Here is a 20865-nt window from a genome sequence, read left to right on the forward strand (position 1 = left end):
TAAAACCGCCGAGGCGGTTTTATTTTTCTTTTACCTGCACAAACCCCTACGCTTATCCTACCCAGGTGTCCCGCAAGCCCACCGTACGGTTAAATACCAGATGCTGTGGACTGGAATAAACGCGATCGGCACAGAAATAGCCTTCACGCTCAAACTGATACGCTTTTTCCGCTTCAGCCTGCGCCAGACTTGCTTCAACGAAGCCATGGGTCACTTTCAGTGATTCCGGATTGATGGTCGACAGGAAATCGTCCGCCGCCCCGGGGTTGGCAACGCCGAACAAACGATCATACAGACGGAACTCCGCCGGCAGGCCGTGCGTCACGGACACCCAGTGAATAACGCCTTTTACTTTACGGCCATCGGCCGGATCTTTACTTAAAGTATCCGGATCATAGCTACAGTAGATGGTTGTGATATTGTCCTGATCGTCTTTATCAATATGTTCCGCCTTAATCACATAGGCATTACGCAGACGAACTTCCTTACCCAACACCAGACGCTTGTATTGCTTATTGGCCGACTCACGAAAATCAGCGCGATCGATATAAACTTCACGGCTGAACGCCACCTGACGCGTGCCCATTTCCGGTTTATTCGGATGGTTTGGCATCGTAACCCACTCTTCATGACCTAAAGGAAGGTTTTCAATTACCAGTTTTACCGGATCGAGCACCGCCATGGCGCGCGGCGCATTTTCATTCAGATCGTCGCGTACGCAGGACTCCAGCGCCGCCATTTCAACGTTGTTATCCTGCTTGGTTACCCCGATGCGGTAACAAAACTCACGGATAGACGCGGCGCTGTAGCCACGGCGGCGCAAGCCGGAAATCGTCGGCATACGCGGATCGTCCCAACCTTCAACAATTTTTTCCGTCACCAGCAGGTTCAGCTTGCGCTTGGACATGATGGCGTATTCAAGGTTAAGACGAGAGAACTCATACTGACGCGGATGGCAAGGTATGGTGATATTGTCCAGCACCCAGTCATATAAACGGCGGTTATCCTGGAACTCCAACGTGCACAGTGAGTGCGTCACGCCTTCCAGCGCATCGGAAATACAGTGGGTGAAATCGTACATCGGGTAGATGCACCATTTGTTGCCGGTCTGATGATGCTCCGCAAACTTAATCCGGTACAGAACCGGATCGCGCATCACGATAAACGACGATGCCATATCGATCTTGGCGCGCAGACAGGCCGTCCCCTCGGCAAAGCCGCCGTTGCGCATTTTGTCGAATAATTCCAGGTTTTCCTGCACGCTGCGGTCGCGGTACGGGCTATTTTTACCCGGCGCCTTCAACGTACCGCGATATTCGCGGATTTGCTCCGGCGTCAGTTCATCGACGTACGCCAGCCCCTTGCCGATTAGCTCAATCGCATACTGATGCAGTTGATCGAAATAATCGGAGGAGTAGCGAACGTCGCCGCTCCATGAGAAACCCAGCCAGTTAACATCACGTTTGATCGACTCAACGTATTCAATATCTTCTTTTACCGGATTGGTATCGTCAAAACGCAGGTTACATTTCCCGTTGTAATCCTGGGCTATGCCGAAATTCAGGCAGATAGACTTCGCATGCCCGATGTGCAGATAGCCATTAGGCTCCGGCGGAAAACGCGTCTGAATATGGTCATGTTTACCGGACGCCAGATCTTCATCAATAATCTGACGGATAAAGTTGGTTGGGCGGGCTTCAGCCTCACTCATGCTTGATTCCTCAATGCTATAACGACATATAACCGCTAATGATCCAACAAGCTAAGCTGGGAAACAACCGTTAGTTTCATTAAAAAACAAAAACGGGATGAGATAGCGATCTCATCCCGCAAATTTACCTTATGCCGCGTTATTCACATACGGTGAAAAGCAGGTATCGGCATTATTCTTCGCTGACTTTCTTCAGTGCGGAAGCGATCGACTCAGCCTGCGTGCCCACCACAATCTGTACGCTCTGCTTATTCAAGCGAATCACCCCGGCGGCGCCTAATTGCCTGGCCTGTTTGTCATCAACCAAACCGGAATCCACCACGTTCAAACGCAGCCGGGTAATGCAGGAATCAATACCGGCCAGGTTTTCTCTACCGCCGATGGCCTGTAAATAGCCTCTGGCCAGCGTCAGGGTATCGCCGGACGCCGAAGGCGCGGCCGCATTTACATCATAACCATCGGCTTCGCTGCCGCTTACCGACTGTTCACGACCCGGAGTCAGTAAATTGAAACGCGTGATGGTGAACCGGAAGACACAGTAGTAAATGACGAAGAACACAAGACCTTGCGGTATCAGCATATACCAGTGGGTCGCCAGCGGGTTGCGCGACGACAGCACCATATCCACCAGTCCGGCGCTGAAACCGAAACCGGCAATCCAATGCATACTGGCCGCAATAAATACCGAGATACCGGTCATCACCGCATGCAGAAAATACAGTATCGGCGCGACAAACATAAAGGAGAACTCCAGCGGTTCGGTGATGCCGGTAAAAAATGCGGCCACCGCCGCGGCCAGCATAATCCCGCCGATCTTGCTTCTGTTCTCCGGACGGCTGCAATGATAAATCGCCAACGCCGCGCCAGGCAGACCAAACATCATAATCGGGAAAAAGCCGGCCTGATAGCGACCGGTAATGCCGACCACGGCTTTACCGGAATCAATCGACTGCTGCCCGGCAAGGAAATTGGGAATATCGTTAATACCCGCCACGTCAAACCAGAACACCGAGTTCAGGGCATGATGCAAGCCTACGGGAATCAACATCCGGTTAAAGAACGCATAAACGCCGGCGCCAACCGAACCTAACTGTTGAATGTACTCGCCGAAAGAGACCAGCGAACTATAAATGACCGGCCATACATACATCAGGATGAAGGCCACCAGAATCATCAGAAACGAGGTGATGATGGGAACCAGGCGGCGTCCGCTGAAGAACGACAGCGCTTTTGGCAGCTCGACCTGACTGAAACGGTTGTACAGTTCCGCGGAGATGATCCCCACCAAAATACCGATGAACTGATTTTTAATGTGGCCGAATGCGGCCGGCACCTGCTCCAGCGGTATTTTCTGAATCATCGCAATAGCATCCGGCGAACACAGCGTTGTCAGCACCAGGTAGCCGACAAAACCCGCCAGAGCCGCCGCGCCGTCTTTATCTTTCGACAATCCGTAAGCGATCCCCAGCGCGAACAGCACATCCATATTCCCGATAATGGCTGAACCTGATTTAATAAACAGCGCAGCCAACGCATTTTCACTTCCCCAACCCACCGGATCGATCCAGTAGCCGACCCCCATCAGAATTGCTGCGGCGGGCAGCGTCGCAACCGGCACCATTAATGCCCGACCAATCTTTTGTAAATAGCCAAGAATACTCAAGTGACTTCTCCTTTATGGGCCAAAAACAGCCGGTTAGACCTGCTCACTACCAGATAAACCACACCGGGTAATTTCAGCGTGGAGTGTATGTAAAATATTTTACTCCACAAATTAATCACCAAAATTATGTGATAAAAATCACTAAAAAACTGCATATGAAAAGTTTATATCTAAAAAAAACGCCATCTTATTTTAAGACAAAAAAAAACGAGCTACACTGATAGCCAGTTTTATCTCAACGCTGAAAAAGCGTCGACGACGCCATTCAGTCGACTATTATTTCGCCATTACTGTGTAACCCAGGAGAGCACCGATGAGACTCATTCCCCTAACCACCCCGGTTGAAGTTGGCAGATGGGCCGCCCGTTATATCACCCAGCGAATTAACGAATTCAACCCCAGCGCCACCCGCCCTTTCGTTCTGGGGCTGCCCACGGGCAGTTCGCCGTTGGCGGCGTACCAGGCACTGGTGGAAATGCATAAAGCAGGACAGGTGAGCTTTAAACACGTAGTGACATTCAATATGGATGAGTATGTTGGCCTGCCCAGCGATCACCCGGAGAGCTATCGCAGCTTCATGCACCAGAATTTTTTCAATCACGTTGATATTCCAAAAGAAAATATCAATCTGCTGAACGGTAACGCTGAAGACATCGCAGAGGAATGTCGCCGCTATGAAGAGAAAATCAAATCTTACGGTAAAATCCACCTGTTCATGGGCGGCGTAGGCAATGATGGACATATTGCGTTCAATGAGCCAGCCTCTTCCCTGTCTTCCCGCACGCGAATCAAAACCCTGACGGAAGAGACGCGCATCGCCAACTCCCGTTTCTTTAACGGCGACGTTAATCTGGTGCCGAAATATGCCCTGACGGTTGGCGTGGGTACGCTTCTGGATGCGGAAGAAGTGATGATCCTGGTCAGCGGACGTAACAAAGCGCTGGCATTACAGGCGGCGGTAGAAGGAAATGTCAACCATATGTGGACCATCAGTTGCCTGCAGCTGCACGCTAAAGCGATCGTGGTCTGTGACGAGCCCTCTACAATGGAACTCAAAGTTAAAACCGTTAAATATTTCCGTGAACTGGAAATGGAAAACATAAAGAATCTTTAATTTGTCGTCGGGAGTTGATGATGTACGCCTTAACAAATGGTCGAATTTATACCGGTCACCGGATACTTGATAATTATGCGGTTATCATCGCCAATGGTTTGATTGATACCGTTTGCCCCATTAGCGATCTTCCCGCCGGGTTAGAAAAACATGACCTTGGCGGCGCATTGCTCGCTCCCGGATTTATTGATTTGCAGTTGAACGGCTGCGGCGGCGTTCAATTCAATGACTCGCTGGAATCCATCTCCGTCCAGACGCTGGAAACGATGCAACGGGCTAACTTGAAGTCAGGCTGCACCAGTTTCCTGCCTACCCTCATCACCTGCAGCGACGAATTTATGAAACACGCTGTAGAGGTCATGCGCGCCTATCTGGCGCAAAATCAAAACCAGGCATTGGGTTTGCACCTCGAAGGCCCATGGTTGAACGAGATTAAAAAAGGCACGCATAATGCGGCGTTCATTCGTCAACCCACACAAGAACTGGTTGATTTTCTGTGCAAAAATGCCGACGTTATCACCAAAATCACCCTGGCGCCGGAAAAAGTACAACCTGCGGTCATTCGTCAATTGACCGCAGCCGGCATCGTGGTTTCCGCCGGCCACTCCAATGCAACCTGGGAAGAGGCCAAGCAAGGCTTTGCCGCCGGCATTCGCTTCGCCACCCATCTGTTTAATGCCATGCCTTATCTGACCGGGCGTGAACCGGGCCTGGTCGGCGCGATCTATGACGCGCCGGAGATCCATTGCGGCATTATCGCCGACGGCTTCCACGTCAATTGGGCCAACATCCGTAACAGTAAACGGCTCAAAGGGGAAAAATTAGTGCTGGTTACCGACGCCACCGCACCGGCCGGCTCGGACATTGAGCAGTTCATTTTTGCCGGCAAACCCATATACTGTCGCGATGGTCGATGCGTGGATGAAAACGGCACCCTCAGCGGTTCCGCGCTCACGATGATAGACGCGGTGCGCAACTGTGTCGAACAGGCGGGGATCCCGCTGGATGAAGCGCTGAGAATGGCAACGCTTTACCCTGCGCGCGCTATCGGCATCGACAAAAATCTGGGAAGCATCGAAAGCGGTAAAGTTGCTAATTTGACCGTTTTTGACCGCAATTATCATATTCTCAAAACTTTGGTTAACGGTAACGACATGTTAGCGGTGACAAAGAATTGACCCGATAAGAGTAATTTTTTCATGGCCATTGGCGGACAAGCACAGATAGGGAATGTCGACCTGGTTAAACAATTAAACAGCGCGGTCGTGTACCGCCTGATTGACCAGCAAGGTCCGATATCACGGATACAGATTGCGGAGCAGAGCCAGCTTGCCCCCGCCAGCGTGACTAAAATCACTCGCCAGCTTCTAGAAAGGGGCCTGATTAAAGAGGTTGACCAGCAGGCATCGACCGGCGGCAGGCGCGCCATTTCCATTGTTACCGAAACGCATCCGTTTCATACCATTGCCGTGCGCCTTGGTCGTCATGATGCGACCATCGCGCTGTATGATTTACGGGGAAAAGCATTAGGAGAAGAGCGCTACCACCTCGCGGAAAAAACGCAGGAAACGGTGGAAACCGCCCTGTTTAACGCCATCAGCCATTTTCTTAATCATTATCAGCACCGTATCCGCGAATTGATCGCCATTTCCGTAGTGCTGCCCGGACTGGTCGATCCACTTAGAGGCGTTGTCCGCTATATGCCGCATATCAACGTCGACAACTGGCCACTGGTCGACCATATTCAGCGTCGTTTTCACGTCACCAGCTTTGTCGGTCATGATATTCGCAGCCTGGCGCTGGCCGAACATTACTTTGGCGTAACGCGGGATGCGCTGGATTCGATTCTGGTGCGCGTTCATCGCGGTACCGGCGCAGGCATCGTGGTTAACGGGCAAATATTTCTCGGCAATAATGGCAACGTTGGTGAAATCGGCCATATCCAGATCGATCCGTTAGGGGAACGCTGTCACTGCGGGAATTTCGGCTGTCTGGAAACGGTGGTTTCCAATGCGGCCATTGAACATCGGGTACAGCACTTATTGCAGCAAGGCTATCCCAGTAAGTTAACGCCCGAACAGGGTACGATCGCCACGATCTGCAAAGCCGCCAACCGGGGTGACGCGCTCGCACGAGAAGTCATTGAACATGCGGGGCAACATCTGGGTAAAGCGGTATCCATCGCCATCAACCTATTCAATCCGCAAAAAGTGGTGATTGCCGGGGAAATTACCGAATCGGCGAAAATCTTATTGCCGGCCATTCAGCGCAACATTAATGCTCAGGTGTTGAAAGAGTTCAGGGATAATCTCCCCGTCGAAGTATCCGGTCTGAATCATCTTTCCGCGATTGGCGCCTTTGCGCTGGTAAAACGCGCGATGCTAAACGGCGCGCTATTGCAACATTTGCTGGAAACGCACTAACCGCCGTTTTTTCTCATAAGATCAGGTTATGGGATCGCTAAAAAGACGGCGATTTCGCGGATAATATTTATCGATTATTCATTAAATCGCCATATATATTATTCAAACGACATTCACATGGCTTTTTTCATTAGATGATATTGAATTCTTATCGCGTTTTGATGCTAAATCAATGTCACTGATACGGCATCCGTAATCTTAATGCAGAAAAACGGCATGTAATATTGGCATCCGTGAGTTGCATTTGATCAATCTGAAATATTCTTCGTCTGGTGAAACCAGCGAACCTAGGGAGTTATCTATGTGTTCTATTTTCGGTGTGCTTGATCTGAAAACCGATCCTGCTGAAATGCGCAAAAAAGCGCTGGAATTATCACGACTAATGCGTCACCGCGGACCAGACTGGTCCGGCATCTATGCCAGCGATAAAGCCGTTCTGGCCCATGAACGTCTGTCTATCGTCGACGTAAACACCGGCGCCCAACCGTTGTACAACGCCGCGCGCACCCACGTTCTGGCCGTTAACGGTGAAATTTACAACCATCAGGCGCTGCGTCAACAGTACGCCGATCGCTATGCGTTCCAGACCGGCTCCGACTGCGAAGTCATTCTGGCTCTGTATCAGGAAAAAGGCCCGGAATTCCTCGATGATCTGCGCGGTATGTTCGCCTTCGCGCTTTACGACAGTGAAAAAGACGCCTACCTGATCGGTCGCGACCATTTGGGCATCATCCCGCTGTATATGGGCTACGATGAACACGGCAACTTCTACGTCGCTTCAGAAATGAAAGCGCTGGTTCCAGTATGCCGCACCATCAAAGAGTTCCCTGCCGGCAGCTACCTGTGGAGCAAGGACGGAGAAATCCGCGAATACTATCATCGCGACTGGTTCGATTATGAAAATGTAAAAGATAACGAAACCGATGCCGATGCGCTGCGCGACGCGCTGGAAGAATCCGTAAAAAGCCACCTGATGTCCGATGTGCCTTACGGCGTTCTGCTTTCCGGCGGTTTGGATTCCTCCGTTATCTCCGCCATCACGAAAAAATACGCCGCACGCCGTGTTGAAGACGACGAGCGCAGTGAAGCCTGGTGGCCGCAGTTGCACTCCTTTGCCGTCGGCCTGAAAGGCGCGCCGGATTTAAAAGCCGCACAGGAAGTCGCCAACCATTTGGGTACGGTTCACCATGAAATCCACTTCACCGAACAAGAAGGTCTGGATGCGATTCGCGATGTGATTTATCACATTGAAACCTATGATGTGACGACCATCCGCGCCTCTACGCCGATGTACCTGATGTCCCGTAAAATCAAAGCGATGGGCATTAAAATGGTCTTGTCCGGCGAAGGTTCCGACGAAGTGTTCGGTGGTTATCTGTATTTCCACAAAGCGCCAAACGCCAAAGAGCTGCATGAAGAAACCGTGCGTAAACTGCTGGCGCTGCACCAGTATGACTGCGCCCGCGCCAACAAGGCGATGTCAGCCTGGGGTGTGGAAGCGCGCGTGCCGTTCCTGGATAAGAAGTTCCTTGATGTAGCGATGCGTATCAACCCGCGCGACAAAATGTGCGGCAACGGTAAGATGGAAAAACACATTCTGCGCGAATGCTTTGATTCCTACCTGCCTCACAGCGTGGCATGGCGTCAGAAAGAGCAATTCTCCGACGGCGTCGGCTATAGCTGGATTGATACGCTGAAAGCCGTTGCCGCCCAACAAATTAGCGACCAACAGATGGAAACCGCGCACTTCCGTTTCCCGTACAACACGCCGACGTCCAAAGAAGGCTATCTGTACCGTGAAATCTTCGAAGAGCTGTTCCCGGTTCCCAGCGCCGCTGAATGCGTTCCTGGCGGCCCATCCGTCGCCTGTTCTTCGGCTAAAGCCATCGAATGGGATGAATCCTTCAAGAAAATGGATGATCCGTCGGGTCGTGCGGTTGGCGTGCACCAGTCCGCATACTAATTGGCGAATTGGTTTTATCAATGTAACGGGCCGCACAGGCCCGTTTTTTCTATTTGAATTATCGAGAAAGCCGGCTTTTTGACGCTTTTCTCACCAGACTGTTCATAACCCAAACAAACGGTACCAGGCAGGCGCTTTTCGGGAAAAAATTTGTTGACGCAATTAGGCCAACTACGCATAATGCGCCCCGCAACGCCGATGAAGGTGACGCGGAAAAGATGGCTACGTAGCTCAGCTGGTTAGAGCACAGCACTCATAATGCTGGGGTCACAGGTTCGATTCCCGTCGTAGCCACCATCTTTTGCGGGAGTGGCGAAATTGGTAGACGCACCAGATTTAGGTTCTGGCGCCGCAAGGTGTGCGAGTTCAAGTCTCGCCTCCCGCACCATAACCTTCACGGCTTGAAATAGCTTTTTGAAGCTTGATAATGGTTTTATCTATTGGGGTATCGCCAAGCGGTAAGGCACTGGTTTTTGATACCAGCATTCCCAGGTTCGAATCCTGGTACCCCAGCCATATTTAAGCGGCGATACTGGAAAGCATTCGTTGTACAAGTATTGTTGCCCAGTTGGGGTATCGCCAAGCGGTAAGGCACTGGTTTTTGATACCAGCATTCCCTGGTTCGAATCCAGGTACCCCAGCCATCTATTTGATGATTAAAGATTTTTGTTGTAAGATCGCAAAATTAGCAGTAAGATTTGGCTACGTAGCTCAGCTGGTTAGAGCACAGCACTCATAATGCTGGGGTCACAGGTTCGATTCCCGTCGTAGCCACCACATTTTTGGGGTATCGCCAAGCGGTAAGGCACCGGATTCTGATTCCGGCATTCCCAGGTTCGAATCCTGGTACCCCAGCCAAAACAGAGAAGCCCGCTTAACGCGGGCTTTTTTGCATCTTATCGTCAGAGAGTCATCGCCATACTTTCATCTCTCAAGTTGCAGCGGTGTCGCTGCCCTTGAAATCAATGGAATATCACTTCGTACAAACAGTCAGTAGGCGCGTCATCAAACGCCGATGGCGTATTTCAAGGCCCGTCGTTTAAGCGCGCCGGCTCGTTGTGCGGCCATCAGCGCCAGATTACGGGCAACGTTCAGCGGCGGCAGCGAATTGCTGAATGCGCGGTAGAACAGATCCATCCCACTTTGCATCAGAAGATTATCCGGCATGCGGCGGCACTGATAACGGCGTAATACAGGTTCCGCGCACCAATTTTCACCGGCATCGCGGGCGCTAATCAGGATATCCAGCAGGGCATCGACATCCCGATAGCCGAGGTTGACGCCCTGCCCCGCCAGCGGATTGATTGTATGCGCCGCATCGCCCAATAACACCAGCCCCGGTTGAACATACTGCTGCGCGTGGCGACGCACCAGCGGGAACGCGCCGGCAGCCAGCGACTTAACGCTCCCCAAACGTTCGGGAAAGGCAGCGGCGATCTCTTCATCCAATTGCGTTAATGGCATCGCCTGAAGCTGACGGATCTTGCGGGGAGCGTCATACCATACCAACGAGCCCCAGCGGTCAAACAGCGGCAAAAAAGCGCGCGGGCCGTCAGGCGTGAACCACTGCCAGGTGACATCCTGCTGCGGCGTCGGCATCTCAACGCTTATCAACATACAGGACTGGCGGTACTGCCAACCGCTGAGGCCGATGCCCGCCCACTGCCGTACCTGGGAATTCGCGCCATCGGCGCCAATCACCAGTTTCGCCGTCAGGCGCTGTTCATCATCCAGGTGAAGAAGCCAGCCCTCTTCCGTTCGCCGCATGCTTTTCAGCTTGCTTGGGCAGTAGCATCGGCAACGCTCGCTCTCACCCAGAGACGCCCATAACGCCAGTTGCAGCACCCGGTTTTCCACCATGAAGCCCAACTCCGGCAAATGGATATCCGCCGCGTCGAATACCACGCGGGCGTTATCCCATTCCCAGGTTTCCAAACGACGATAAGGAGCGCTGCGCATCTGTTCAACCCGCGTCCAGACATCCAACTGTTTTAACAGCGCAACAGAGGCATAACCGATGGCCGAGATGCGCAAATCCGGCGGACTGCCGGCGTCAAAAGGCGTTGGTTGCTCGTGTTCCACAACGGCGACCTGAAAACCATTCCGGGCTAACCCCAATGCCGCGGCCGCCCCCACCATTCCGCCGCCGACAACGATCGCATCATAATGCATACTGGTTTCATCCCTATCTGACTATGCTTAGTAACAGCAAAGAAAATATCTAAAAGCAGTGTACTGGATTTCAAACGGCTTTTTCATAAAAGCAGAAGTGTTATTGAGACGCGTCGTTGTTTTTTATCCAGACGAAACTTTGCGGACTCTGGTCACAACGACGGCAAAAGATTACAATACGCGCCCCAAATGATGGGAAAGCTTTCTTACCCGCACTGAGTAATGGCAAGTCGATGACAAAAAAACTGCATATTAAAACCTGGGGCTGTCAGATGAACGAATACGATTCATCCAAGATAGCCGACTTACTAGGAAGTACGCACGGTTATGAACTAACCGAGGTCGCGGAAGAGGCCGATGTTCTCTTGCTGAACACCTGTTCCATCCGTGAAAAAGCGCAGGAAAAGGTCTTCCATCAACTTGGCCGCTGGAGAGCGCTGAAAGAGAACAACCCCGATCTGATTATTGGCGTGGGTGGCTGTGTGGCGTCGCAGGAAGGCGCGCACATCCGGGAACGCGCGCACTATGTTGATGTGATTTTTGGCCCTCAGACATTACACCGCCTGCCGGAAATGATTAATCACGTCCAGGGAACGCGTAGCCCGATCGTGGATATCAGTTTCCCCGAAATTGAGAAGTTTGACCGTCTGCCGGAACCGAAGGCTGAAGGCCCAACGGCATTCGTCTCCATCATGGAAGGTTGCAATAAATATTGCACCTACTGCGTGGTGCCTTATACCCGCGGCGAAGAAGTCAGCCGTCCGTGTGACGACGTGCTGTTTGAAATCGCTCAGTTGGCGGCGCAAGGCGTACGTGAAGTGAATCTGCTGGGGCAGAACGTTAACGCCTACCGCGGCGCGGCCTATGACGGCGGCATCTGCTCATTCGCGGAACTGCTGCGCCTGGTGGCGGCGATTGACGGCATCGACCGTATTCGTTTCACCACCAGCTATCCGATTGAATTCACAGACGACATCATCAGCGTCTACGAAGATACGCCGGAACTGGTCAGCTTTCTGCATTTACCGGTACAGAGCGGTTCAGACCGCGTGCTGCACATGATGAAGCGTAATCACACCGCGCTTGAATATAAGGCGATCATTCGCAAGCTGCGCAATGCGCGCCCGGATATTCAGGTAAGCTCTGACTTTATCGTCGGCTTCCCCGGCGAGACTCAGGCTGATTTTGAACAAACCATGAAGCTGATTGCCGATGTGAATTTCGATATGAGCTTCAGCTTTATTTATTCCGCCAGACCGGGAACGCCGGCGGCAGACATGGTGGACGACGTCACGGAAGAAGAGAAAAAGCAGCGTCTCTACATTTTGCAGGAGCGTATCAGCCAGCAGGCCATGCAATATAGCCGCCGTATGCAGGGAACCATCCAGCGTATTCTGGTGGAAGGAACGTCGCGTAAGAGTGTAATGGAACTGTCGGGACGCACGGAAAACAACCGTGTCGTCAACTTTGAAGGTACGCCCGATATGATTGGTAAATTTGTCGATGTGGAAATCGTTGACGTTTACCCCAACTCACTCCGCGGCATCGTGGTACGCACTGAGGATCAAATGGATCTGCGCGTGCATGAATCGCCGTCTGCGGTGATTGCCCGTACCCGTAAAGAAAATGAAATCGGCGTCGGGATCTATCAGCCCTGATCGCCGTCATGGCAGGTGATACCTTCACTGTGGGTGGCATTGCCACCCCTTTTTTTGCGAAGAACTATCCCAATATAGGTATTGTCACTTGCACCTTTTGACATTCGCGATAAATAATTCACGCATATGGCGCATTGAAAACCGCGCAGTCCGACAACAGGTCTTCGACTTGTCCGATAAAACCAAAGAGGAATAATTTGAACGTAACGACAAAAGAGATTGCCCTTGAACCCGCAGATAACCAACGCCTGCTTAGCCTCTGCGGACCTTTTGATGACAACGTTAAGCAGTTGGAGCGCCGCTTAGGCATCGAAATTAATCGGCGGGATAACAAATTCAAGCTGGTTGGCAAAGCAGTCTGCGTTGACGCTGCGGCTGATATCTTGAAGCATCTATATGTCGATACCGCCCCGGTGCGCGGTGTTATTGGTGATATTGAACCTGAACAAATTCACCTCGCCATCAAAGAATCCCGGGCGCTGGAACAATCGGCCGAAAGTGTTCCCGATTACGGTAAAGCGGTGAATATTCAAACCAAACGCGGCGTAATCAAACCGCGCACGCCCAACCAGGCCCAGTACATCGCGCACGTGCTTGACCACGACATCACTTTCGGCGTCGGTCCGGCGGGAACGGGGAAAACCTATCTGGCCGTCGCGGCTGCCGTTGACGCCTTGGAGCGTCAGGAAATCCGCCGTATTTTGCTGACGCGTCCAGCGGTCGAAGCCGGTGAAAAACTGGGCTTCCTGCCCGGCGATCTGAGCCAAAAAGTCGATCCTTATCTGCGCCCGCTGTATGACGCGCTGTTTGAAATGCTGGGATTCGAGAAAGTCGAAAAGCTGATTGAGCGTAATGTGATCGAAGTAGCGCCGCTGGCCTACATGCGTGGCCGTACATTGAACGATGCGTTCATCATTCTGGATGAAAGCCAGAATACCACCATCGAGCAGATGAAAATGTTCCTAACCCGTATCGGCTTTAATTCCAAAGCGGTGATCACCGGTGACGTCACGCAGATTGACTTACCGCGCAATCAGAAATCCGGCCTGCGTCATGCGATTGAAGTGCTGGCCGACGTTGAAGAAATCAGTTTTAACTTCTTCAGCAGTGAAGACGTAGTGCGTCATCCTGTTGTGGCCCGGATCGTTAATGCCTATGAGGCCTGGGAAACTGCTGACCAGAAACGTAAGGATGCCCTGGCGGAGCAACGTAAACAAGAAGCGCAATCGGCTTCGGAACAGGAACACAAATGAGCCAGGTTATCCTTGATTTGCAAATCGCCAGCGAACAGACTCAGGGACTGCCTGACGAAAAGGACTTTCAGCGCTGGCTGGAAGGCGTATTGCCTCAGTTTCAGGACGTCGCCGAAGTCACTATCCGTATCGTGGATGAGGCGGAAAGTCAGCACCTGAATCATACCTACCGGGGCAAAGATAAGCCGACCAACGTACTTTCATTTCCGTTTGAAGCGCCGCCGGAAGTAGAGCTTCCCTTGCTTGGCGATCTCATTATCTGTCGTCAGGTCGTCGAACGGGAAGCCGGAGAGCAGGAAAAGACGCTGGAGGAGCACTGGGCACATATGGTTGTCCATGGCAGCCTGCATCTGCTAGGGTATGACCATATTGAAGACAGCGAGGCCGAAGAAATGGAAGCTCTGGAAACGGAGATTATGCAAAATATGGGGTATCCTGATCCCTATCTTGCAGAAAAAGGCGGCTTTACTGAATAATGGATATCCAATAGATTTCAGAGTGCGGGAAGCCATATGCCGGCAATCTGGAAAGTATCGGGTACAGCAGCAGATTGCCGGACGCGCTTGATATCAAGGGAAACGCAGAGAAGATAAAACGCCCGCGGGGATAGCTTTCGTTACCCCTTGATATATCAACAGTGCAACCGTTGTTTTAGCCTCAACCACAATAATGAAATAATTCTGTTTTATAAAATTGCATTGCATAATTTCCACGTCAGCCAGGCTGTAACATTTTTCTCCCCAACCTGCTGATAATTATCCATTAACATGAGAGATATCAATTAAAACGCCATGAGCGACGACCATTCTCAAAACAGCGATAGCCCCAGTCCCAAGAAGGGTTTCTTTTCTCTTATTCTCAATCAGCTTTTCCACGGTGAACCCAAAGATCGTAACGATCTGCTGACGCTGATCCGTGATTCAGAGCAGAACGATCTTATTGATCCAGAAACCCGCGATATGCTTGAAGGGGTGATGGATATCGCTGAGCAACGCGTACGTGACATCATGATCCCCCGTTCGCAGATGATTACCCTGAAGCACAACCAAACGTTGGAAGAGTGCCTGGATGTCATTATCGAATCCGCCCACTCCCGCTTCCCCGTCATCAGCGAAGATAAAGATCATATCGAAGGTATTCTGATGGCTAAGGATCTGTTGCCTTTTATGCGCAGCAATTCCGAGCCTTTCAGCATGGATAAGGTGCTGCGCTCCGCGGTAGTGGTTCCTGAGAGCAAACGCGTTGACCGGATGCTGAACGAATTCCGCTCCATGCGTTACCACATGGCTATCGTAATTGACGAATTTGGCGGTGTTTCCGGCCTGGTCACCATTGAAGACATCCTTGAATTGATCGTCGGCGAAATCGAAGACGAATACGACGACGAAGAAGATCGCGATATTCGCCAGCTCAATCGCCAGACTTATACGGTCCGCGCGCTTACCGACATTGAAGACTTCAATGAAGCCTTTGGCACGCAATTCAGCGATGAAGAAGTTGATACCATTGGCGGTTTAATCATGCAGTCTTTCGGGCATTTGCCCGCTCGCGGAGAAACCATTGAGATAGAAGGCTATCTGTTTAAAGTTGCGATGGCCGACAGCCGACGTATTATTCAGGTACACGTCAGAATTCCTGACAATGCGCCTCAACCTCAACTGGAAGACTAATTTAATAATGGCTCTAGCCTCTTTCCTTCAACGCCAGCAGGTTCGCGCCCTGCTGGCGCTTTTGTTCGGCGCCTGCGGCACACTGGCATTTTCCCCCTTTGATTTCTGGCCGACGGCGCTGGTCGCCCTGATGGGATTACAGGCGCTGCTTCTGAATCGCACCGTGCGCCAGTCGGCCTGGATTGGCTTTTGTTGGGGAGTTGGACTGTTCGGCAGCGGCGTGAACTGGGTGTATGTCAGCATTTCCCAGTTCGGCGGTATGCCCGAACCCATCAATATCGCACTGGTGGTTCTACTGGCCGCCTATCTGGCGCTCTATCCCCTGCTCTTTTCCGCGCTGCTCGCCCGGCTGTGGCCTAAAACCACCTGGTGGAGACTGGCTATCGCCTCACCGGTGCTATGGCAACTGACGGAATTTCTGCGTGGATGGGTGCTGACCGGTTTTCCGTGGCTACAGTTCGGCTATAGCCAGATTGACGGCCCACTGAAAGGGATCGCTCCGCTACTGGGCGTCGATGCCATAACCTTCATGCTGATGAGCATCAGCGGCTTGCTGATTTTCGCACTGTGCCGGCGCCGTATCGGGCCGGCGCTTATCGCCATAGCCCTGCTGGCGCTGCCATGGCCGTTACGACACATTCAGTGGTTCAACCTGCTGCCGGAACGCGCGGTAAACGTTGCGCTGGTACAGGGGGATATTCCTCAGGAACTGAAGTGGAATCCGGACCAGCTGATAGATACGTTGACAATTTATCTGGATAGCAGCCGGCCTTATATGGATAAATCGCCAATTATCATCTGGCCTGAATCAGCCATTCCTGATATCGAAAGCCGTCAGAACGCTTACCTTACTCAGCTTGATGATGTATTGCGCCGCTACAATAGCAGCCTGATTACCGGCATCGTGGATTCACGCCGTAACGGATCGCAATATGACGTTTACAACAGCATCATCGTGCTAGGGGATAAAACGCCCTACCATTACCCGACCAGCAACCGCTATAACAAGAATCACCTGGTTCCTTTCGGCGAGTTTGTTCCTCTGGAAGCGCTGTTACGTCCGCTGGCGCCATTATTCGATTTGCCGATGTCCTCTTTTAGCCGCGGCAATTACATTCAACCCCAGTTGAATGTTAACGGTTATAAACTGACCGCGGCCATCTGTTATGAAATCATTCTTGGTCATCAGATACGGGACAACTTCCGCGAAGACACCGATATGCTGTTAACCATCTCGAACGACGCCTGGTTTGGTCACTCTATCGGACCGTGGCAACATTTCCAGATGGCCCGGATGCGCGCCTTGGAATTGGGCCGCCCGTTAGTTCGCAGCACCAACAATGGCGTGACCGCCGTGATTGCGCCTGACGGCGAAATCAGCGCCAGCCTGCCGCAGTTTACCCGCGCAGTGCTGGATGCACAGGTCGTGCCTGCTTCCGGGCTCACGCCTTATGCCCGCTTCGGCTCCTGGCCGCTATGGATCGTCACCCTGCTGTGCGGCTTTGCCGCCGTTATCTTTAGCCTGCGCCGCCGTTAATCCGCCTTCCCCTGACGAAAGACATGTTAACGCATGTCTTTCATTATTTATGGCATGATCTTTGCCTGTTAAATATATTGTAAATGGTTGTCTCAATGTTTTTTTATCGTTTCGCTCAAAGGCGGCACATATTTAGGGCAAGGGTTGCACTATTTTTGTGCGTAATAATTTTATTGCTATCGCCTGGTGCAGAGCGTCTCGCAAAAAACAAACATTTTTATATCAAACCATTCACAATAAGCTATTTTTAACAGCATACGTCGTTACTTCGCTCTTTAGCGGTGCATGATTTGCGTACCCTGTGAGTATTAGGACGTCGTCATAGATTTAGCGGCACAACTTTAGCGCCACAACTACAGCGCCATAACTACAGCAAAGGAGTCAAAACATGCAGATGCGTAAACTGGCACTATCACTGCTTCTACTTAGCACCACAGCCAGCCTGGCCCAGGCGGAAGATCTGACTGGCACGCTGAAAAAAGTAAAAGATAATGGCGTTATCGTTATCGGCCATCGTGAATCGTCGGTTCCTTTCTCTTACTACGATAACCAGCAAAAAGTCGTCGGTTACTCTCAGGCCTATTCAGATAAAATCGTAGAAGCCGTCAAGAAAAAACTGGATGCGCCTAACCTGCAGGTTAAGCTGTTGCCCATTACCGCTCAAAACCGTATTCCTCTGTTGCAAAACGGCACTTACGATCTGGAATGCGGCTCGACAACCAACAATCTGGAACGCCAGAAACAGGTCGCTTTCTCTAACACCATCTTTGTTATCGGCACGCGTCTGTTAACGAAGAAAGGCTCCGGCATTAACGATTTTCCCGATCTGGCCGGAAAAACCGTGGTTGTGACCTCCGGCACCACGTCTGAAATTCTTCTTAACAAGATGAACGAAGAAAAACAGATGAAATTGCGCATCATCAGCGCCAAAGATCACGGTGATTCTTTCCGCACGCTGGAAAGCGGTCGCGCAGTGGCCTTTATGATGGATGATGCTCTGCTGGCCGGGGAACGCGCTAAAGCAAGAAATGCCGATCAGTGGGATATTGTCGGCACGCCGCAGTCAAGAGAGGCATACGGCTGTATGTTGCGTAAAGACGATCCCCAATTCAAAACGCTGGTCGATGACACTATCGCGCAAGTAGAAACCTCCGGCGAAGCGGAAAAATGGTTTGATCGCTGGTTCAAACAACCTATTCCACCAAGAGATCTCAATTTGAACTTTGAACTTTCTGACGAAATGAAAGCTCTGTTTAAAGCGCCGAATGATACGGCTTTAGACTGATTAATAATGACAATAAGGGCAGTATTTCTGCCCTATGATTGCTGATTCGTGGCAGGACAGACAGGCGTGTGGTGGTCGTTCCCCATCACATGTTGATACCCAATAGATTTCGATATGCAAAAAGGCGGCAACTGAGTGAGTCCTGTAGGGGACACCGTTCAGGGAAGGGATGGATCGCTCAGCCAACGACCGGCAATTGAAAGATGGCGGGAAGATCGCCACTCATCAATCTTCGGGGTAGCTTCGCTACCCTTTTTTACCGGAGTTTGTTATGTCAATAGATTGGAACTGGGGCATATTTCTGCAAAACGCCCCTTTCGGTAATACCACCTATCTGGGGTGGCTATTATCCGGCCTGCAAGTCACAGTCACATTATCCATCTGTGCCTGGATTATCGCGTTTTTACTTGGTTCTTTGCTTGGGATTTTACGTACCGTCCCCAATCGTTTTATTGCGGGAATTGGTACCTGCTATGTTGAATTATTCCGTAATGTTCCTCTAATCGTACAATTTTTCACCTGGTATCTGGTGGTGCCGGAACTATTGCCGACCGATATCGGCATGTGGTTTAAGGCCGAACTCGATCCCAATATCCAGTTCTTCCTGTCTTCGACGATCTGCCTGGGCTTATTTACTGCGGCCCGCGTGTGCGAGCAGGTGCGGGCCGGCATCCAGTCGCTGCCGAGCGGCCAACTGTCGGCAGGACTGGCTATGGGATTGACGTTGCCTCAAACCTACCGCTACGTATTATTACCTAATGCCTATCGCGTTATCGTTCCGCCGTTAACATCCGAGATGCTTAACCTGGTCAAAAACTCCTCCATCGCCTCAACCATCGGGCTGGTGGAGATGGCGGCGCAGGCAGGGAAACTGCTGGATTACTCCGCTCACGCGTATGAATCTTTCACCGCCATTACGCTGCTTTATATCGCTATTAACGCGGTCATTATGCTGATCATGCAGGTAATCGAGCAGAAAACCCGTTTGCCGGGCAATATGGGGAGCAAATAAATCATGTATGAATTTGACTGGAGCTCGATCGGACCGAGCCTGCCTTACCTGCTGCAGGGAATGCTGATTACGCTGAAAATCACATTTACTGCGGTAATCGTCGGCATTATCTGGGGAACGATTCTGGCGGTTATGCGCCTCTCTACGCTGAAGCCGGTCAGTTGGTTCGCCAAACTGTACGTTAACCTGTTCCGCTCCGTGCCGTTGGTTATGGTGCTGTTGTGGTTCTACCTGGTTGTGCCCAGCTTATTGCAAAATGTGCTTGGCCTGTCACCGAAAACAGATATTCGATTAATTTCAGCAATGGTTGCCTTCTCATTATTCGAAGCGGCATATTATTCTGAAATTATCCGCGCGGGTATACTGAGCGTGTCACGCGGGCAGGCATCGGCGGCATTGGCCCTTGGCATGACGCACTGGCAATCCATGAAGCTGGTGATCCTGCCGCAGGCATTCCGCGCCATGGTTCCTCTGCTGCTGACGCAGGGTATCGTCCTGTTTCAGGATACGTCGCTGGTTTACGTGCTCAGCCTGGCTGATTTCTTCCGTACCGCCTCCACCATCGGAGAACGTGACGGAACACAAGTTGAAATGATCCTGTTTGCCGGATTTGTCTATTTTATTATCAGCATTAGCGCATCAATGCTGGTCAGTTACCTGAAAAAAAGGACGGTTTGATGATTTTCCTGAAAAATATTTCTAAATGGTATGGCCAATTTCAGGTGCTAACCGACTGCTCCACGGAAGTAAAAAAAGGTGAAGTAGTCGTGGTTTGCGGCCCTTCCGGCTCTGGTAAATCCACCTTAATCAAAACCGTTAATGGCCTGGAACCTATCCAAAAAGGCGAAATTGAAGTCAACGGCATCATTGTTAATGATAAAAAAACCAATCTGGCTCAGTTACGCTCGAAAGTTGGCATGGTATTCCAACACTTTGAACTGTTTCCGCACCTGTCCATCATCGACAACCTGACGCTGGCGCAGGTAAAAGTGCTAAAACGGAACCGCGAAGAATCGCGGGTCAAAGCGCAAAAACTGCTGGAGCGCGTCGGTCTGGCGGTTCAGGCGAATAAATATCCGGGTCAACTATCCGGCGGTCAGCAGCAACGTGTCGCCATTGCCCGCGCGCTGTGCATGGATCCCATCGCCATGCTGTTCGATGAACCGACCTCCGCGCTTGATCCGGAAATGATCAACGAAGTGCTGGATGTTATGGTCGAACTGGCTCAGGAAGGGATGACCATGATGGTCGTGACGCATGAAATGGGCTTTGCCCGCAAGGTGGCGCACCGCGTCATTTTCATGGATGAGGGGAAAATTATTGAAGATACGCCGAAAGACGATTTCTTCAATAATCCACAGTCCGATCGCGCTAAAGACTTCCTGGCGAAGATCCTGCACTAAT

The 20865-nt window shown here is 51.4% G+C and carries 16 protein-coding genes and 6 tRNA genes; 19 read left to right on the plus strand and 3 right to left on the minus strand.

What is annotated here, in order from left to right:
• Positions 1-52 precede the first annotated feature (52 nt).
• Together glnS and nagE are read right to left on the minus strand one after the other, a co-directional pair.
• Positions 53-1711: a glutamine--tRNA ligase gene (gene glnS, locus ACN28R_RS12290; RefSeq protein WP_048635664.1), complete on the minus strand. Its 1659-nt coding sequence runs from the start codon at positions 1709-1711 to the stop codon at positions 53-55.
• A gap of 172 nt (positions 1712-1883) precedes the next feature.
• Positions 1884-3374 carry an N-acetylglucosamine-specific PTS transporter subunit IIBC gene (gene nagE / locus ACN28R_RS12295; protein WP_095834553.1) on the minus strand — a complete coding sequence of 497 codons (1491 nt, stop codon included), beginning with the start codon at positions 3372-3374 and terminating at the stop codon, positions 1884-1886.
• Between the two features lie 313 nt (positions 3375-3687).
• Between nagE and nagB the strand changes: the two genes are divergently transcribed.
• The 10 genes from nagB (at position 3688) to ACN28R_RS12345 (ending at position 9732) form a co-directional block, all read left to right on the plus strand.
• Entirely contained in the window at positions 3688-4488 is an 801-nt protein-coding gene (gene nagB / locus ACN28R_RS12300) for a glucosamine-6-phosphate deaminase (RefSeq protein WP_095834554.1), read from the plus strand.
• A 20-nt stretch (positions 4489-4508) separates the two neighbouring features.
• Entirely contained in the window at positions 4509-5666 is a 1158-nt protein-coding gene (gene nagA, locus ACN28R_RS12305) for an N-acetylglucosamine-6-phosphate deacetylase (RefSeq protein ID WP_095834555.1), read from the plus strand.
• A 21-nt stretch (positions 5667-5687) separates the two neighbouring features.
• Positions 5688-6911 (plus strand): DNA-binding transcriptional regulator NagC, encoded by a 1224-nt coding sequence (nagC, locus tag ACN28R_RS12310; RefSeq protein WP_095834556.1) that lies wholly within the window; start codon positions 5688-5690, stop codon positions 6909-6911.
• A 301-nt stretch (positions 6912-7212) separates the two neighbouring features.
• Positions 7213-8874, plus strand: coding sequence for an asparagine synthase B (asnB, locus tag ACN28R_RS12315; protein ID WP_048635669.1), 1662 nt, complete (start codon positions 7213-7215; stop codon positions 8872-8874).
• 220 nt (positions 8875-9094) lie between these two features.
• Positions 9095-9171 (plus strand) — tRNA-Met (locus ACN28R_RS12320).
• 6 nt (positions 9172-9177) lie between these two features.
• Positions 9178-9262: transfer RNA gene (locus ACN28R_RS12325), tRNA-Leu, on the plus strand.
• Positions 9263-9315: 53 nt separating this feature from the next.
• Positions 9316-9390: transfer RNA gene (locus tag ACN28R_RS12330), tRNA-Gln, on the plus strand.
• A gap of 53 nt (positions 9391-9443) precedes the next feature.
• Positions 9444-9518 (plus strand) — tRNA-Gln (locus ACN28R_RS12335).
• Between the two features lie 56 nt (positions 9519-9574).
• Positions 9575-9651: transfer RNA gene (locus ACN28R_RS12340), tRNA-Met, on the plus strand.
• A gap of 6 nt (positions 9652-9657) precedes the next feature.
• A tRNA-Gln gene (locus ACN28R_RS12345) sits at positions 9658-9732 on the plus strand.
• A 147-nt stretch (positions 9733-9879) separates the two neighbouring features.
• Here ACN28R_RS12345 and ubiF read toward each other — a convergent pair.
• Positions 9880-11046 carry a 3-demethoxyubiquinol 3-hydroxylase gene (gene ubiF, locus ACN28R_RS12350; RefSeq protein ID WP_095834558.1) on the minus strand — a complete coding sequence of 389 codons (1167 nt, stop codon included), beginning with the start codon at positions 11044-11046 and terminating at the stop codon, positions 9880-9882.
• A gap of 233 nt (positions 11047-11279) precedes the next feature.
• Between ubiF and miaB the strand changes: the two genes are divergently transcribed.
• The 9 genes from miaB (at position 11280) to ACN28R_RS12395 (ending at position 20864) form a co-directional block, all read left to right on the plus strand.
• Positions 11280-12704 carry a tRNA (N6-isopentenyl adenosine(37)-C2)-methylthiotransferase MiaB gene (miaB, locus tag ACN28R_RS12355; RefSeq protein ID WP_095834559.1) on the plus strand — a complete coding sequence of 475 codons (1425 nt, stop codon included), beginning with the start codon at positions 11280-11282 and terminating at the stop codon, positions 12702-12704.
• A gap of 197 nt (positions 12705-12901) precedes the next feature.
• Positions 12902-13957 (plus strand): PhoH family protein, encoded by a 1056-nt coding sequence (locus tag ACN28R_RS12360; protein ID WP_048635672.1) that lies wholly within the window; start codon positions 12902-12904, stop codon positions 13955-13957.
• Positions 13954-14433 (plus strand): rRNA maturation RNase YbeY, encoded by a 480-nt coding sequence (ybeY, locus tag ACN28R_RS12365; protein WP_048635673.1) that lies wholly within the window; start codon positions 13954-13956, stop codon positions 14431-14433. The genes ACN28R_RS12360 and ybeY overlap by 4 nt, the downstream gene beginning before the upstream one ends.
• A 315-nt stretch (positions 14434-14748) precedes the next feature.
• Positions 14749-15627, plus strand: coding sequence for a CNNM family magnesium/cobalt transport protein CorC (corC, locus tag ACN28R_RS12370; protein WP_095834560.1), 879 nt, complete (start codon positions 14749-14751; stop codon positions 15625-15627).
• 7 nt (positions 15628-15634) lie between these two features.
• Entirely contained in the window at positions 15635-17164 is a 1530-nt protein-coding gene (gene lnt, locus ACN28R_RS12375) for an apolipoprotein N-acyltransferase (RefSeq protein ID WP_095834561.1), read from the plus strand.
• A 388-nt stretch (positions 17165-17552) separates the two neighbouring features.
• Positions 17553-18449 (plus strand): glutamate/aspartate ABC transporter substrate-binding protein, encoded by an 897-nt coding sequence (locus ACN28R_RS12380; protein ID WP_095834562.1) that lies wholly within the window; start codon positions 17553-17555, stop codon positions 18447-18449.
• A 271-nt stretch (positions 18450-18720) separates the two neighbouring features.
• The gene (locus tag ACN28R_RS12385; protein WP_048635677.1) at positions 18721-19461 is read left to right on the plus strand and encodes an amino acid ABC transporter permease; all 741 of its coding nucleotides are present in this window, start codon (positions 18721-18723) and stop codon (positions 19459-19461) included.
• 3 nt (positions 19462-19464) lie between these two features.
• The gene (gene gltK / locus ACN28R_RS12390; RefSeq protein WP_048635678.1) at positions 19465-20139 is read left to right on the plus strand and encodes a glutamate/aspartate ABC transporter permease GltK; all 675 of its coding nucleotides are present in this window, start codon (positions 19465-19467) and stop codon (positions 20137-20139) included.
• Entirely contained in the window at positions 20139-20864 is a 726-nt protein-coding gene (locus tag ACN28R_RS12395; RefSeq protein ID WP_048635679.1) for an amino acid ABC transporter ATP-binding protein, read from the plus strand. The genes gltK and ACN28R_RS12395 overlap by 1 nt, the downstream gene beginning before the upstream one ends.
• Position 20865 lies beyond the last annotated feature (1 nt).

The sequence above is a fragment of the Brenneria goodwinii genome (genome assembly GCF_002291445.1).
Lineage (GTDB): Bacteria > Pseudomonadota > Gammaproteobacteria > Enterobacterales > Enterobacteriaceae > Brenneria > Brenneria goodwinii.